Raw genomic sequence first — 16821 nt, forward strand, 5'->3', positions numbered from 1 at the left:
GGTATCCGTCCGAGTGGACGGATACCTGCACGCGCGGGGCGGCAGCTCCTAGGCGGGAGCGGCGCCGTCGCAGGTGTCGATCACCATGGCCACGGTCTGCGCGACCTTGGCCGGCGACAGGAGCCGGCCACCGAACTCGGTGAGGTAGAAGGTGTCCAGGGTCTGGCCGGCATACGTGGCGATGTGCGCGGAGCGCACCGAGAGCCCGGCCTTGGCGAACCCCATACCGAGCTCGTGCAGCAGGCCCGGACGGTCCTGGGCACGCACCTCGATCACGGTCGCCTCCTCGGAGGCGCGGGGCACGACGAGGGCCCGGGCCTGGCCGGGAGACCCCGTTCCCGACTCGGCGCTGGGTCGCGCGGCGAACTGGCGCCGGCGTTCGAGGAGCCCCAGCGGCCCGCGGTCCCCTTGCGCGAGCCGCTCCAGCCCACGGACGATCCGCTCCTCCTGCGGAGCCTCTCCACTCGGGTTCTCCACGTGCCACTCGTTGGCGGCGACGCCGTCGATGGTGCGCAGGATGGCGGTGCGGACGACCAGCCCGTATGCCGCGAGCAGCCCCGCGGTGTCAGCGAACAGTCCCAGCCGGTCGCGGTCGAAGACGTCGATGCGGTAGGACCCGCCCTGCGGACGGATGATGACGCGGGGGTCCCCGGCCGCCACCGACTGGAGGTCGGCCTCGTCGACGGTGGTTGTCTCGGCCGGCGGTGGCACGCTGCCTTCCTCCCAGCCCTTGCGGGCTCCTTCGGCGAGCTGGGCCAGCAGGGTCGCCCGCCAGTCGGTCCAGGCCTGCGGGCCGGCGGCGCTCGCGTCGGCCTCGGTCAGGGCCACGAGCAGGTCGAACACCTCGCGCGAGCCGCCCACCGCACCCCGCGCCGCGGTGACCGTGCCTGCGTCCTGGTGGTCGCGGCGGGTGGCGAGGTCGATGAGGGTGAGGTGCTCGCGCACGAGCGTGGTGATGACCTCCACGTCGGCGGCGGGGTACCCCAGCCTCGTGGCGATGGTCCGGGCGAGGGGAGCTCCGGTGGCCGAGTGGTCGTGGGCACCCCGGATCTTGCCGATGTCGTGCAGCAGGGCGGAGAGCAGCAGGAGGTCGGCCCGGGTGACCCCGCGCACCAGTCCGCCGGCGAGGACGACGGTCTCGATGAGGTGCCGGTCGACGGTGTGGCGGTGCACGGCGCTTCGCTGCGGGCGAGAGCGCACGGCTGCCCACTCGGGCAGCCAGCGGTCGATGATGCCGGCCTGGTCGAGCCCCTCCCAGACGGCGACGAGGCCGGGACCGGTCGCCAGCAGGTCGGCAAAGAGGTCGCGAGCGATCTCCGGCCACGGCTCGGGCAGGGTGGGTGCCTGGCCGGCGAGGTTGGCCAGCGTGGTCGGGGCGATGGGCAGGTGGCTGCGGGCGGCGACGACTGCCGCGCGCAGGGGCAGCAGCGGGTCGCTCGACAGGGTGCTGCGCGGTCCGAGGACCACCTCGCCGTCGTGCTCGAACATGCCGAACCCGAGCGGGTTGAGCTGTGGGCGACGCGGTCCGACGCGCAGGGTGCGGGCTCGCTGGGACTGCCCGGCGCGGCGCACCGTGCCGTCGAGGGCGTAGGCGATGGTCCGGCCGGCGTCGGCAACCGCCGTCATCATCTCGTCGGAGTCGCCGTGGCCGAGCAGCGCCGACACGGCATCGTGGTCCTCACGGGTCAGCCGGTCGCGGCCACGGCCAGTGACCACGTGGACGGCGTCACGCGCGTCGAGCAGGGTCTGGTGGGCCTCGTCGACCCCCACGTGGGGACGGTCGGTCAGCCAGGCAGCCACGAGGGCGCCGAGCACCGTCATGTCTCGCAGGCCGCCGTGGGCCTCCTTGAGGTCGGGTTCGAGGCTCTGGGCGAGCTCGCCGTGGCGGGCGTGCCGGGCCTTGAGGCTCTCGACCAGCTGCGGCAGCCTGCGCCGGGCGTTCGCGCGCCAGTCGTGCGCGACGGTCGAGCGGGCTGCGGCCACCACCTCGGGGTCGCCGGCCACGCACTGGAGGTCGAGCAGTCCGACGGCTGCGGCGAGGTCGCCGGAGGCGACCGTCCGGCACTGGTTGACGGTACGCACCGCGTGGTCGAGCTTCACGCCGGCGTCCCAGACGGGGTACCAGACCCGGTCGGCCAGTCCGCGCAGGTCGTCACCGCTGAGTGAGCGCCCGTAGTGCAGCAGGACCAGGTCGACGTCGCTGAGCGGCCCGGCGTCACCCCGCGCGAGGCTGCCGACCGCGGCCAGGGCGATCCCCTCGGTCGAGCGGCCGTCCAGGGCCACCTTCCAGACCTCACCGAGCCAGCCCCGCGTGAGGGACGCGATCGCGTCGCGGCGGACCGGGCCGGCCCCGGGGGCGTCGAAGCCCCTCGCCCCCGCAAGGTCGAGGCGGCGGGCCGCCAGGTCGGTCTGCTCGATGGTCACGTGCTCCACCCTCCCCTTCCGACGTTTCGGAACGTGAGCCGTCGTGTTACGCCCGTGTTAGACGTTCCATGGCCGATGGCGCCCGGCCCCGCGAACGGGACCGGGCGCCATACCCAGTGGTTGGTGTGCTGCTAGAGGGCGTCGACGCCGCGCTCTCCGGTGCGGACCCGGACCACGTCCTCGACGGGGATGGTCCAGATCTTGCCGTCACCGATCCGGCCGGTCTGGGCCGCCTTGAGGATCACGTCGGCCACCGAGGTGGCATCGATGTCGTCGACGAGGACCTCCACCCGCACCTTCGGTACGAAGTCGACGGTGTACTCGGCGCCGCGGTAGACCTCGCTGTGGCCGCGCTGCCGACCGTATCCGGACGCCTCGCTGACGGTCATGCCGGAGATGCCGTAGGCCTCCAGGGCCTCCTTCACCTCGTCGAGCTGGTGGGGCTTGATGATCGCGGTCACGAGCTTCATGCGGACGCTCCCTCAGGGGTCTTGGCAGGCTTGGCGGACGAGGTCGAGACTGCACCGGAGGAGCCGAACCGGCCGCCCGTGAATCCGCTGAGCTCGTAGGCCGACTCGCCGTGCTCGCTCTGGTCGATACCGTCGGACTCGACATCCTCGGTGACCCTCCAGCCCAGGGTGTACTTCAGGGCCAGCGCGATCACTGCGGTCAGGATGCCACTGATGAGCAGCGACGCGAACGCGATGATGATCTGCACCACGAGCTGCTTGGCGCCACCTCCGTAGAACAGACCCGACCCGGTGGCGAGCAGACCGGCACCGATGGTGCCCCAGAGACCGGCGACCAGGTGGACACCGACCACGTCGAGGCTGTCGTCGTACCCGAAGCGGTACTTCAGGCCCACGGCCAGGGCAGACAGGCCACCCGCGACCACGCCCAGGATCAGGGAGCCGAGGGGCGACAGCGCGCCACAGGCCGGGGTGATGGCTACCAGGCCGGCGACGACGCCCGACGCGCCACCGATCGAGGTGGCGTGCCCGTCGCGGATCTTCTCCACGAGGAGCCACCCGAGCATCGCGGCACAGGTGGCAGCGGTGGTGTTGAGCCACACCGTCGATGCAAGGCCGTCCGCCGCGAGCTCGGAGCCCGCGTTGAACCCGAACCAGCCGAACCACAGCAGACCGGCGCCGAGCATGACGACCGGCACGTTGTGGGGACGCATCGCCTGGGTACCGAAGCCGAGCCGCTTGCCGACGATCAGCGCGAGCACCAGGCCGGCGATACCGGCGTTGATGTGCACGACCGTGCCACCGGCGAAGTCGATGGGCAGCACGTTGGCCACGCCGTCGGTCGCCCCGAAGATCTTGGCCGACAGGCCGCCCTCCGCGCCGGACAGGACGCCGCCGCCCCACACCATGTGGGAGATCGGGAAGTAGACGATGGTCGCCCAGATGCCGGAGAAGACCAGCCAGGTGCTGAACTTGACGCGGTCAGCGACGGCGCCGCTGATCAGCGCGACGGTGATGACGGCGAAGGTGAGCTGGAAGCCGACGAAGACGGTCTCGGGGATGAACACGTCGACGCCGAACACGTCGATCAGTCGCGAGCCGTCCTCACCGATGACGTTCTTGAGGCCGAACAGGTGGAAGGGGTTGGTGAACAGGCCGGCGATGTCTGACGAGCCGTCCTGGAGGTTGCCGAAGGACATGGAGTAGCCCCACAACACGTAGATGACGCCGACGACGCCGAGGGCCCCGAACGACATCATGATCATGTTGAGGACGGACTTGGCTCGCGTCATGCCGCCGTAGAACAGCGCGAGACCTGGGGTCATGAGCAGGACCATCGAGGCGGCGACGAGCATGAAGGCGGTCGCGGCCTCGTTGATCGTGGGGTCTGCCACTGGCAGCAGTGCTGGAGTCATGGGCAGAACTCTGACCGGGCGGCGTTTCGGGGCGTGCCGGAGTTTGTTACAGCCGTGTTAGCGGAACCGTCTGCGGGTAAGCATCAGGTTTCGGACCGCGCAACGTCTCACATCGTGGGAGCGTCGTCCGCCTGAGGCCGCTTCTTCGGAGGATCCACCGGGTCAGGACACGGCGGATCCGCCGAACAAGCGCCTGACGTGAGGGGCGCCGGGGGGTATCCCGCGGGCGCGCCGCGGTCAGAACGCCGAGATCACTGCGGGTGCCCGTTGCGGGCGGCTGAGACCGCGAACCACCGCGGTCTGGCCGTGGCGGCGGACCGCGACGCCGGTGAGCAGCCCGAGCACGGGAGTGATGACACCCTCGGGATAGGTCGGGGTGTCGAGCCCGACACTGGCGGCCAGGTCGTCGCCGTGGACGACGAGCTCCATCAGCCGCGTCGTCAGGAAGTCCTCGGTCGTCAGCGACCAGCCCTGCCACGGGATGAAGATCGTGTCCGGGTCGCGAGGTGCAGCGAGCAGCCCCGGGAGGTCGTCGGCCCACTCCCCAGCCAGCTCGAGCACGACGTCGGGGCCGACCTGGGCGCCGTCGTTCTCACCGTCACGGATGGACACGTTGACCTCGTCCTCCGGACCGGCCTCCACCCACGCAGCCCGGGCGTAGTGCTCCAGCAGCGCGATCGGCGGCGCGTCGTCGGGCTCAGCCCGCAGGCCGCGCACGGTGTTGCCCGCCTGCTTGAGCAGGTGGTGGGTGAGCCCTCCCACGGTCATGCCCGCGCAGGCGCTCTCCTGCTCCCAGGCATCGCGCACCTGCGGTCGGGCAGCCAGCTCGAGGGACAGGTCGACGGCCCCCAGGAACGCGGTGACGTGCTCGCCTCTGCTCACGCGACGACCCTAACCGGCGGCACCGACGGGGTCGCGGCTCGATCGGTCGATGTCCTCCGGCCCTGCGTCGGGTGGAGTGGCAGGTGACCCGCCGCGAACGCGGGCGAAACGGTCACGCAGCCACGCGGCATACCTCTCGAGGGGGAGGAACGCGAGCATCATCACGAGGTGTGGCCAGAAGGCGATGGTGATCGCGCCGTAGGTCATGGCGTGGAAGACGAACCACCCGCCCACCGCCCGCCCCCGCCACTTCTCGGAGAGCAGGAAGATGACGGGCGAGGTGAGCTCGGCTCCCATCAGCACCCACTGGAACCAGTGCAGCGTCCAGGGCACCTCGAGCAGCCACTGGGCCATCGGGGTCCCGCGTCGCACGACCGCCCGGACCATGGTCGCCGAGTTGACCCAGTCCCAGCCACCGAACCGGACCTTCGCCCAGGACGAGAGGAAGTAGGTGGCGATGGCCGCCAGCTGGACGGCCCGCAGCGCGAAGCCTGCCGCCTCGCTGCGACGGCGGTCCGACAGGTGGGCCAGCCCCACCGTCGGCAGCAGCGCGAGGGCGACCACGAAGTCAGCACGGTCGTGGTCGACCTTGCCGTAGGAGAAGGCGACGTACTGGTACCAGACCCAGCCGACGGCGACCGTCCAGCCGAGCACTCGTGGCGCCCGGCCGGTCATCGCAGCCAGCGCCGCGAGCACGCAGCCCCACTTGAGGACCTGGACGAGCAGGACCGAGGCAGCGGGCAGGTGCAGGATCCTGCCCATGACCAGCGGTTCGTACCAGACGGGGTCTGCGTAGCCGTGGTACCAGCCGGAGGTGTGCAGCAGCACCACGTCGACGATGACGAACGCGAAGACGAGCACCCGCAGCGCCGCCACCCGGGACACCGGCATCGGGGCGAACAGCCAGCCGGACAGACCCTGCGCCCCACGTCGGCGCCAACCCGTCAGGGCACGCGGTCGCGCGCTCATGGCGCCTCCCACTGCGCGAGCACCTCGGTGCGCACCTCGCCGGTGGGCTTGCGGTCGACCACGACGATGAGGCGGCGCACGACGCGCAGCGCGGTCCACTCGGCCGCCGTCGGGCGCAGCTCGGCATGGCTGCGCGTCAGGGTGCCGAGGCGGGACGGGTCGGCTTCGATCTGGGGGATGCGACCCTCGACCTCGGCGCGGTTCAGGCCGACGTTCTCGGGCGTGAGTGGCGCGCGCACCCACGTCCCTGGCGCGTCGGCGGTCTGGACCTCGATGCCGGTCGACCACACCGAGCCGGTCGCGGCCTGCGACGTGGAGAACATCCGCCACGGCCCGAACGGCCACCAGTGGTCGTCGCCCACGAGCGAGCCCGCGCAGAACACGACGGTGAAGGCGAGGACGACAGCCACGCGCCACGCCTTTGCCACTCGACCGAGTCGGTCCACCCCCGTCTCCACGCGCTCAGGCTAAGCCATCCGGTGTGCCGGCCGGTCCTCCGCGATGGAGGCGGCGAAGAGCGAACGGCTGGACGCAAACCACTCCGCATCGCGCAGTGGTCGCTCGGCATGACCCGCTGCCACCATGCGCACGAAGGCCGGATCGCCTTGCGCTGCAAGCTCCTCCACCGTCCGGGAATGGCCCAGCATGCATCGCAGAACGGCGTCCGGGACCTGCGCACGCAGCCCGGCGTCGGCGGCATACCCGTCGAGGACGGCAGCGAACTTGTGCAGGCGGTCCGCCATCGTCACCACACCCATCTCCCTGCGGACGGCCGACTGGTCGTGCCAGAGCGGCGTCCACGACCAGAGCACGTAGGCGAGGTCTTCGACCGGCCACCCCGGGCAGGCGAAGTCGAAGTCGATGACGGCGAACGACCCGTCCGGGCGCAGCACGGTGTTGTAGGTGCCGACGTCATGGTGGGCGATCACCTCGCCGGGTCCCAGTGGTCGGCCCGGCACCACGTGCCAGGGCTGCGCGGGGTCGGGTTCGAAGCCGGCCTGGGTGTCGTGGAACGCCCGCAACCAGGCGCCGATGGCACGGCACGCCTCGACGGTCCGGAACTCCGGCGCGAGCTGGTCCGGGCCCAGCGTGCCCGCAACACCCTCGACGTATGACGCGACCTCGCGTCCCAGCGCATCGGTGCCCAACGCGCGGGGTGCTGCGTCGAAACCTGCGGCCGCGAGGTGGTCCAGCAGCGCGTGCACGGCGGGAGTCCAGTGGCCAGCCTGCCGCCGGACCGTGTCGCCGACGCGGACGACGTGGCCGGTGTTGCCGCCGCTCAGCGCCTCCTCGCGCACGTCGGCGTTCACCGGTGCCTCCTGCGTGCCAGTTTCGCGAYGACGTACGCCAGGGCCACGAGACCGGCACAGGCTCCGAGGCCCGAGATGAGCTCGCCACGGTTGGCCTCGACGACGCGGCTGTCGTCGTCGCCGGTGGATGAGCCGGATGGCCTGGACGGGCTGGGCGAGCCCACCTGCACGACGGTCACGCGCTGGATCAGCGAGTGCAGGCCCTCACTGCCTGCGAGGAGGTCCTGGCCGCCGGGCGCCATCGACAGCGTCTCGCCCTGGGGCTGCATGGGGAGCACCTGGGAGGTCTTCGTCTGCCAGGTCGCCGGGTCGAGCACGGCCAGTGCGGTGTAGGTCCGGACCGCCAGCCCGGAGCCGTCGGGCAGGAACACCGCGTCGGTCACGATGTCGGGCGCGGTCGCGACCTTGGTGAGCCGGTTCACGCCCTGGCGGCTGGGCGTGGCGGGGAGGGCGTAGATCCCACCCGGCCGCTCCTTGGTCACGACGAGAACCCCACCCGACCTGGGGTCGACCGCGATCGCCTCCGCGTTGTGCGATCCGTCCGGATAGGTGAGCTCCCACGACGCCCACGGCCCGGAGGTCGTGCCCAGCTCGGGTTCGTCGAACCAGAACACCCGCACCATCGGCCGGGCGCCGTCGTTGTCGCCGATGTCCGCCACCAGCATCCGGCCCTGGGGCGTGATCGCCAGGGCTTCGACGTCGCGCACCGGCGCGTCGAAGGTGTGCACCCCGACCGTCCTGCCGGTCGTGGTGTCCACTGCGAAGACCCGGGACGTGTCACCCGAGTCGTTGACCGTCCAGACGGTGTGCGGGTGCCTCCGGCTGAGCGCCAGGCCGGACGACTCGGGGATCCGGTCGTCGTCGATCCGGATGGCCAGGCCCTGAGACCCGGAGGTGGCGGTTGGTCGCGCCGGATCGATCAGGGCGGTCGCGGCGCCTTGCCGGGCGGCTGGCGCGGCAAGGGCTGCGCCCGGGACCCCGATCACCGCTGCGGCGAGCAGGGTGCCCGTGAGGGCGAACCCCCTAGGCAAGAAGCGCGTCGACGAAGGCCTCGGGGTCGAACGGCGCGAGGTCGTCCGGCCCCTCCCCCAGCCCCACGAGCTTGACGGGTACACCGAGCTTGCGCTGCACCGAGACCACGATGCCGCCCTTGGCGGTGCCGTCCAGCTTGGTCAGCACGATCCCGGTGACATCGACGACCTGGGCGAACACCTCGGCCTGGCGCAGGCCGTTCTGTCCGGTGGTGGCGTCGAGCACGAGCAGCACCTCGTCGATCGGGCTCTGCTTCTCGATGACTCGCTTGACCTTGGCCAGCTCGTCCATCAGGCCGACCTTGTTGTGGAGCCGTCCGGCCGTGTCGATGAGCACGACGTCGGCCTCCATCTCGGCCCCGGCCCTGACGGCGTCGAAGGCCACCGCCGCGGGGTCGGCACCGTCACGCTCGGAGCGGACGGTCGGCACCCCGACCCGGGCCCCCCACGTCTCGAGCTGGTCGGCGGCGGCGGCCCGGAAGGTGTCCGCAGCGCCGAGCACGACGTCCTTGTCCTCGGCGACGAGCACGCGGGCCAGCTTGCCGACCGTGGTCGTCTTGCCCGTGCCGTTGACGCCCACGACCAGCACCACGGCAGGACGCCCGTCCACCCGCGAGCTGACGACGGTGCGGTCGAGCGACGGGTCGACCAGCCGCAGCAGGTCCTCGCGGAGCCAGCCGCGAACGGTGGCCTCGTCGGTCGTGCCCTCGACCTTGACCCGTGCACGGAGGGTCTCGACGAGCTCAGTGCTGGCCTCGACCCCGAGGTCGGACGCGATGAGGGTGTCCTCGACCTCCTCCCACGCAGCCTCGTCGAGCTTGCCGCGGGACAGCAGGGTCAGCAGTCCGTGACCGAGGGCGGTGTTCGAGCGGGCCAGTCGGGCGCGGAGCCGCTGGAGCCGTCCGGCGGGCGCGTCCGGGCGGTCGAGCGTCGGCGTCGGCTCTGGTGAGGGCAGGGACTCCTGGGGCGGCGACGGCAGGGTGTCGACCGAGCCGGCGTCCTCGATGGAGCGCTTCGGGGCGTCCCGTGGCGGTTCGGCGTCGTCACCGACACCGGGCAGCACATCGGTGGGCCCCTTGGTGCCGCCCCTCGGGGCGGGTGCCGACTTCCCCCGGCCCCCGCGTCCGCGCACGAGCCCCAGCAACACCGCGCCCAGGACGACGAGGAGCCCGACGGCGACGGCAATCCATTCCCACAGCTGATCGATCACGCGCGCCATCCTCTCATCCGGAGGAGCGCGCGCCGACCGCACGCCGACCGCAGACCCACCGTCGGCACCGCCGCGGCTGGACGCGCCGGTGCCCCGCCGACGAGGTCGACGGGGCACCGGGATGACGCAGCTGCTGCTACTGGGGCACGGGGATGCTCCAGATGCCGCGGCCATGGGTGGCGGCGTACACGTTGCCGTCAGGACCTGACTCCAGGTCCATGACCACGGTGCTCGGCAGCCCTGAACCCAGCACCTGCCAGGAGGTCGCCCCTGGTGCTCGGTAGAAGACGCCCAGGTCGGTGCCCACCACCAGCGCGCCGTTGGACAGCCGCTTGACCGTGCTCGAAGGGACGTCCGGCAGGTTGGCGCTCACGTCGGTCCAGGTGGCACCGCCGTCGGTCGTCTCGTAGACGTGACCCACGCCCGCACCCGGGCCTTCGGTGAACCGGCGCGAGAAGCCGTTGATCGCGGCATACGCGTGGTTGCCGTTGGCGGCATCGATGGCCAGGCCCTGGACGAACCGCAGCGGGAAGCTGGCGGCCAGCGTGAGCTGGTGCCAGGTGCCTCCCGCGTTGGTCGCGATGCCCCGCGCGAACCCGGCGTTGTTGCAGGGGCCGCACCACGACACGTAGGCCGTGCCGCCCTGCATCGCCACCGCGGTCGCCGAGTGCCCCGCTCCGAGGTCGAACGCCTTGGTCAGGTCGGCGGCGCTGCGCGTGGCCGTCCAGCCCTTGGTGCCGACGTAGACGTAGCGGCCGCCGAAGATGAAGTGGTCGGACGCTGCGCCGTCGAGCGCGATCGGGGCGATGAACCGCGGCGACGGGTCACCCGGGTCGAGTGACCACGAGCTCGCGTCGGCCTCGCTGAGCGCCCCTGGGTTGAGGGCGCAGTTGTTGGTGATCTTCACCGCGAGGTTGACGTACTCCTGCAGCTGGTTGCACCCGTTCGCCGGGTCTGCGGCACCGTCGCCACCGTCACCGCCGAAGTTGGAGCCCATCTCGGTGTCGGCGTTGGTGCCGTTCGGGGCGACCTTGAACAGGTTCGACACCCCGTTGTCCTGCAGCCCGCCCGAGACCACGACACCGCTGCCGTTCTTGGTGTCACGACCCACGGAGACCGAGTAGTACTGGAGGGCGTCCATCGTGCCGTCGGTGGTCGTCGACACCAGGTCGGTGGCGTTGCCGTTGGCGTTGACCGCGCCGTTGACCGGGCGCCGGTAGACGCCGCCGTCGTTGCCGAAGAAGACGACCGGGGCGCCGCCCGCGGTCCCCACCGTCACGGAGTGCTGGTCGGGGTGACCCGCCAGCGGACAGGTGTTCTTGCCGTCGGCGATGTTCCAGCACGGGAAGTAGAAGTTCCAGTACGGCGACACGGCCGACCAGTGCGAACCCGCGTCCTTGGTCTCGAAGACCTCTTCGAGGCCCGCCCACACGTGGTCACGGTTGGCCGGGTCGACGGTGAGGAACTGGTTGTACCAGGCCTGCACACCGACGCCGTAGCCCTTGCGGTCCAGGGCGGAGCCGCTGTTGTGCAGCTGTGCCTGGTCGCCGATTTTGTTCCATGGTCCGTTGGGTGAGCCACTCTTGGAGACGAAAATGCCTGCGAGAGAAGACGATGCGCTGATCTTGCTCGGCTGCTGGACCATCGCGTAGAGGCGGTCACCGGTCTTGCTGAACGCGAACGTCGTGTAGCCCACGTCGCTCGTGTTCGTGATGCTGCCGAGGGTCACCGACAGCTTGTGCCAGCCCGACGGACCGGTCGTGAAGTCGTTGGTCTCGTAGAAGCCGTTGTAGGTGTCACCCGAGCGCCAGCCGATGGCTGCGATCACGTGCTTGGGGTTCTTGGGGTCGACCGCGATGTCGTTGACGATGTTCTTGTATGCCGCGTTCGTGGGTCCCGAGGCCGTGTTGCCTCCCCAGTCGCTGCCTGCCGGCACGAGCACGTTGCCCGCGTTGTCCTTGATCTCGGGCATCCAGCTCATGTTGGGGGCGAACCCGAAGGTCCAGGCGCCGGCCTTGGTGCCCGCAGCGTGGTACCAGATCCCCCTGTTGGTCGCGGCGAAGACGGTCGCGCCGCCGCCCCAGCGGATCCGGCCGATCGTGGTCGACTCGAGCTCCTTGCCACCGACCCGGTCGGTCGGGGCGAAGGAACCGGACGTCGGGTTGGCGAGGCGGAAGACCCCGGCGCCGACGTAGGAGGTGGCACCGGTGTTGGACTCCCCGGTCGCGAACCAGAGGGAGCCGTCACCCGCGAGCTGCAGGTCGCCCGAGCTCAGCGAGGGCAGCGAGTCGGCGATGGGCGTCCAGCCGCCCCCACCCTGGGAGGATCGCCAGACCCCGCCGTCGGCGCCGGCGGCATACACGTGGTTGGCAGCGTCAGCCGCGAGTCCGGTGATGCGACCGGTGACGTGGCCGGCGCCGCCGGAGGAGTTGGAGTACCAGTCCCGGTAGCGCGGGTCGTCGGCGTTGTAGGGGACCTTGGTGACCTCGTTCCAGCTGCCGGGGCTGTGCTGCATGGCCTGCATCTGGGCGAAAGCCGAACCATAGGCGCCGGGCGCGACGATCCCCGAGGGAGCGGTGCGAGCCTGGTCGAACTGCTCGGCGATCGTGACGGCTTCCTTGGACTCGTTCTGCGCCTCGGCGGGGTTGCCGCCGGCGATCATGAGCGCCTTCTCCATCACGGCGGCGTTGTAGTGCCGGTCGCGCCATTGGTACTTCAGCCATGCTTCGTTGAGCTCGTGCCGGCCGAGGAAGCCGGCGGCTCCGCCGGCGACCAGTGCCAGTCCTGCGCCGCCGGCGATCAGCCTGCGGGCTCGGGGTGTGAACGATGCCATCCGCGCATCTCCTCCTGGAGGGATAGGACCCGATCGGGCCCGCCCCAGCATCCAGCCACAGCGCGGGAAGCACCCATGACATTTGTCATGGGTGGTGAGGGTCAGTTGCCTGCTGACCTGCGCAAACGCGGACGGCTAGCGGTGTCTTGGCACCGCCTCGCCAGCCCAGGGAAAGGTATGCCGTGCGGGCCACGCCGGGCACGCGCGGACCGCCGGGGGCGGCCGGGACCGCCGGGACCGCCGGGACCGCCGGGGCCGGCCGGGTGCGTCAGGCGTCAGACGGCGCGGTGACGGCCAGCGTCGTCCAGGCTGTCGCTGGGGGCACTGCTGCTCACGGTGTCGCTGACCTTGTCCTTGGCGGACGTGATGGCGTCGCCGGTCTTCTCCAGCGTCGACTCGGTCTTCTCCTTGACCACGGCGATGAGCTCTTCGCCCTGCGGCGTCAGGAGCTCGCGGCCCTCGCGGCGTGCCGGGATTGCGACCACGGCGACCACCGCAACAGCGAGTCCGACGCAGAGCAGCATGCCGATGATGAGGGGGACCATGCTTCAAGGGTGCCCCGCGGGGCGGGAATGCTCAAATCGACCCGCCGCGCGCCCGAGCCCGTCGCTGTGAGGTCCGCACGGCGGCATACCCGTTGAACTGCACGTTCGTGCCGCGCGGCCCATCAGGGCCGGCGCGCTCAGGCGCTCTGCGCCGCCACGTCGCGGATCCGCTGCGAAACCACAGTGGTCACACCGTCACCACGCATCGACACACCGTAGAGCGCGTCCGCGACCTCCATCGTGCGCTTCTGGTGGGTGATGACGATGAGCTGGCTGGAGTCACGCAGCTCCTCGAACAGCGTGATCAGGCGGCCGAGGTTGGCGTCGTCGAGCGCCGCCTCCACCTCGTCCATGATGTAGAACGGGCTGGGCCGCGCCTTGAAGATCGACACCAGCAGCGCGACCGCGACCAGCGACCGCTCGCCGCCGGAGAGCAGCGAGAGCCGCTTGATCTTCTTGCCGGGTGGGCGCGCCTCGACCTCGATGCCGGTCGTGAGCATGTTGGCCGGGTCGGTGAGGGTCAACTTGCCCTCACCGCCGGGGAACAGTCGGCTGAAGACGCCCTCGAACTGGGCGGCGGTGTCGTGGAAGGCCTCGGTGAACACGCGCTCCACCCGCTCGTCGACCTCGCGCACGATGTCGAGCAGGTCGCGCTTGGACTTCTTCAGGTCCTCGAGCTGCTCGGTGAGGAACTTGTGCCGCTCCTCCAGCGCCGCGAACTCCTCGAGCGCCAGCGGGTTCACGCGACCCAGCGCGTTGAGCGCTCGATCAGCCTTGCGCAGCCGCTTCTCCTGGGTCTCGCGGACGTAGGGCCCGGGCTCGGGGATCTCGTCGGGGTCGTCGTCGGGCCCGACGACGAACGGGACGAGCTGGTGGGGGCCGAAGTCCTCCATCAGGGCCTCGGGGGAGATGCCGAGCTCCTCGACGGCCTTGGCCTGCATGGCCTCGATCCGCAGCCGCTGCTGGGTGCGGGCCACCTCGTCGCGGTGCACGGTGTCGGTCAGCTCTCGCAGGTCGTCCTGCAGGACGGAGACGTCGCGCCGCACGACGGTGAGCGCCTGGTCTCGCTCGGTGCGCTCCTGCTCGGCGACGGCGCGCCGGAGGGCCGCGGTGTCGAGGGCGCCGGCGATCAGGGTGCTCGCGTACGCCGCGCCGCGTCGGACGGCCTCGGCCACCGTCGCCTCGCGCTTGCGGCGTTCCTGGCGCGCGGCCAGTCGCTGGCGGGCGGCCAGCTCGTTGCGCGCCGCCCCCTCGAGGGAGTCGGCGCGGCCCTTGAGCGCCCGGGCCCGCTCCTCCTTGGTGCGCAGCGTGAGCCGCAGCTCGGTCTCGGCCGTTCGTCCACGGCTGGCTTCGAGCTCGAGGCGATCACGCTCGTCGGTGCTGGGGTCCTGCGACTCGGTCGGCTCGGCGCTCGCCTCGTCGAGGCGCACGGTCAGCTCGGCAAGCTCGCGGCGGTCGTTCTCGAGCCCCGCCGTCGCGTCGGCGATGGAGCGCTCGGTGCGCTCGGCCTCGGCCTTGGCCGACCGAACGGTGGCGCCGAGGTGGCCGAGCCGCTCAGCCACCGCGGCCATCTTCGCGTCCGAGTCGTGCAGCCGCTCGAGGGCCGCCTCGACGTCGTCGGTGGCGACGCGGTGCCGCTCCTGAGCGGAGGTCAGTGCGAACCGCGCCTGCTCCCCGCGCCTGGTGGCATCGGCCACGCGGTCGCGCGTCTCGTCGACGGCCGACTGGATCTCGATGAGGCTGGGCGCGTGGCTGCTGCCGCCACGGACGAAACCGGGGGCGAACACGTCCCCATCGGTCGTGACCGCGGTGATTCCCTCGCCCTGGGCGACCAGGGCGGCTGCCAGGGCGGGGTCGGACACGAGGGCGACCCGGTCGAGGAGCTGCTCCACCGCCGGGCGCACCGTCGCGGGGGCCTCCACCACCTCACGGGCCCAGACCGCCGTACCCTCGAGTCGCGGCCAGCTGGCCGGGTCGCTCGACGAGGCAGTCTGTCCGACGAGGAAGGCAGCCCGACCGGCGTCGTCGGCACGCAACGTGGTCAACGCGCGAGCGGCGTGCTCGACGGACTCCACGGCGAGGGCGTCACCGGCCCAGCCGAGGGCTGCGGCGACCGCGGCCTCGTGACCGCCCTTGACCTGGAGAAGCGACGCGACCGACCCGACGATGCCGTGCCGGGAGTCCGCGGCGGCGAGGAGAGTGGCGGCTCCGTCCTTGCGGGACAGGCTGAGCTCGAGGGCTTCGAGCCGGGCTGTGCCGCTGGTTCGGTCGCGTTCGGCGAGACGCTCGGCCTCGCGGTGCTGCTCGACCTCGGCCTCGACCTGCTCGAGGACGGCGGCGGCCTTCTCGTAGGCCGAGTCCAGCCCTTCCTCACCCTCCTCGTCGACGGCGACGGAAGCCTCGAGGGTGTTGAACTCCTGTTCGGCGGCTGCGGCTCGTTGCAGGGACTGCTCGATGACGCCGCGCAGGCGACCGATCTCCGCCTCGCCGGCTTCGAGACGGCTCTTGCGGGCACCGACCTGACCGGCGAGCTTCGCCAGCCCTTCGCGGCGGTCAGCGGCCGCTCGGGCGAGGCGCTGGAGGCGTTGCTGCTCTGCGGCATACGCCTGCTCGGCGGCCTCGCGGGCGGCGACGGCCCCCTCGAGCTCGGTCCTGGCCTCGCGCACCTCGGCGAGAAGGGCTTCCTCCTGCTTGCGCGCCTCCACGGCCTGGGCGCGCAGCTCCTCCGGGTCGCGACCGGAGGTCTGCTCGTCCTGGGTGTCCTGCGACAGCAGGCGGACGCGTTCGGCGGCGAGCGACTCGGTGGAGGTGAGCTTGTCGCGCAGCTGCTGCAGGCTGAACCAGCGCTCCTGGGCCCGGGCGAGCTCGGGAGCCGCGTCCTGGGCCTGCTGCTCGAGCGTGGCCAGGCGGCTCCGCAGGGTGGCCAGGCCCTCCTCCACCTCGGTGCGTTTGGCGATGAGGGCGGTCTCGTCAGCCACCTCCTGCTCCAGCGTGGAGGTGAGCTGGACGAGGTCGTCCGCGAGCAGCCGCAGGCGGGCGTCGCGGGCGTCGGCCTGGATGACGGCAGCCTTGCGGGCGGCTTCGGCCTGACGACCGAGGGGGCCGAGCTGGCGGCGGATCTCACCGGTCAGGTCGTTGACCCGGGTGAGGTTGGCCTCCATCGACTCGAGCTTGCGGAGTGCCTTCTCCTTGCGCTTGCGGTGCTTCAGGACACCCGCGGCCTCCTCGATGAACCCGCGACGCTCCTCCGGGGTAGCGCGCAGCACGGCATCGAGCTGGCCCTGACCGACGATGACGTGCATCTCGCGGCCGATGCCGGAGTCGGAGAGCAGCTCCTGCACGTCGAGCAGCCGGCACGAGGTGCCGTTGATGGCGTACTCGGAGCCGCCGTTGCGGAACATCGTCCGCGCGATCGTGACCTCGGTGTAGTCGATCGGCAGCGCGCCGTCGGTGTTGTCGATGGTCAGGGCCACCTCGGCGCGACCCAGGGGCGCGCGTCCGGCGGTGCCGGCGAAGATGACGTCCTCCATCTTGCCGCCGCGCAGGCTCTTGGCGCCCTGCTCCCCCATCACCCAGGCGAGCGCGTCCACGACGTTCGACTTGCCGGAGCCGTTGGGCCCGACGATGCAGGTGATGCCGGGTTCGAGGCGCATCGTGGTCGCCGAGGCGAAGGACTTGAAGCCCTTCAGGGTCAGGCTCTTGACGTACACGAGCGGGTCGGCTCCTGGTTCG

At 71.3% G+C, this 16821-nt stretch carries 12 protein-coding genes; all 12 read right to left on the reverse strand.

What is annotated here, in order from left to right:
* Positions 1-48: 48 nt before the first annotated feature.
* The gene (locus AC1DXJ_RS09420; RefSeq protein WP_477615481.1) at positions 49-2424 is read right to left on the reverse strand and encodes a [protein-PII] uridylyltransferase; all 2376 of its coding nucleotides are present in this window, start codon (positions 2422-2424) and stop codon (positions 49-51) included.
* Between the two features lie 131 nt (positions 2425-2555).
* Positions 2556-2894, reverse strand: a complete 339-nt coding sequence (locus AC1DXJ_RS09425; RefSeq protein ID WP_344131170.1) for a P-II family nitrogen regulator — start codon at positions 2892-2894, stop codon at positions 2556-2558.
* Positions 2891-4309 (reverse strand): ammonium transporter, encoded by a 1419-nt coding sequence (locus tag AC1DXJ_RS09430; protein ID WP_477615482.1) that lies wholly within the window; start codon positions 4307-4309, stop codon positions 2891-2893. Before AC1DXJ_RS09430 ends, AC1DXJ_RS09425 begins: the two co-directional genes overlap by 4 nt.
* A gap of 237 nt (positions 4310-4546) precedes the next feature.
* A complete protein-coding gene (locus AC1DXJ_RS09435; protein ID WP_477615483.1) occupies positions 4547-5191 on the reverse strand; it encodes a maleylpyruvate isomerase N-terminal domain-containing protein in 645 nt (214 codons plus the stop codon).
* 9 nt (positions 5192-5200) lie between these two features.
* Positions 5201-6160: a hypothetical protein gene (locus AC1DXJ_RS09440; protein ID WP_477615484.1), complete on the reverse strand. Its 960-nt coding sequence runs from the start codon at positions 6158-6160 to the stop codon at positions 5201-5203.
* A complete protein-coding gene (locus tag AC1DXJ_RS09445) occupies positions 6157-6618 on the reverse strand; it encodes a hypothetical protein (protein ID WP_477615485.1) in 462 nt (153 codons plus the stop codon). Before AC1DXJ_RS09445 ends, AC1DXJ_RS09440 begins: the two co-directional genes overlap by 4 nt.
* A 9-nt stretch (positions 6619-6627) precedes the next feature.
* Positions 6628-7470: a phosphotransferase gene (locus tag AC1DXJ_RS09450; RefSeq protein WP_477615486.1), complete on the reverse strand. Its 843-nt coding sequence runs from the start codon at positions 7468-7470 to the stop codon at positions 6628-6630.
* The gene (locus tag AC1DXJ_RS09455; protein WP_477636867.1) at positions 7467-8501 is read right to left on the reverse strand and encodes a hypothetical protein; all 1035 of its coding nucleotides are present in this window, start codon (positions 8499-8501) and stop codon (positions 7467-7469) included. The genes AC1DXJ_RS09450 and AC1DXJ_RS09455 overlap by 4 nt, the downstream gene beginning before the upstream one ends.
* Positions 8494-9720, reverse strand: coding sequence for a signal recognition particle-docking protein FtsY (gene ftsY / locus AC1DXJ_RS09460; protein WP_477615488.1), 1227 nt, complete (start codon positions 9718-9720; stop codon positions 8494-8496). The genes AC1DXJ_RS09455 and ftsY overlap by 8 nt, the downstream gene beginning before the upstream one ends.
* A gap of 127 nt (positions 9721-9847) precedes the next feature.
* A complete protein-coding gene (locus AC1DXJ_RS09465) occupies positions 9848-12544 on the reverse strand; it encodes a WD40/YVTN/BNR-like repeat-containing protein (protein ID WP_477615489.1) in 2697 nt (898 codons plus the stop codon).
* A gap of 275 nt (positions 12545-12819) precedes the next feature.
* Complete coding sequence (locus AC1DXJ_RS09470; protein WP_477615490.1) at positions 12820-13089, reverse strand: hypothetical protein; 270 nt, start codon at positions 13087-13089, stop codon at positions 12820-12822.
* Between the two features lie 137 nt (positions 13090-13226).
* A complete protein-coding gene (smc, locus tag AC1DXJ_RS09475; RefSeq protein WP_477636868.1) occupies positions 13227-16799 on the reverse strand; it encodes a chromosome segregation protein SMC in 3573 nt (1190 codons plus the stop codon).
* Positions 16800-16821 lie beyond the last annotated feature (22 nt).

This window comes from Pedococcus sp. P2_D9, assembly GCF_056404275.1.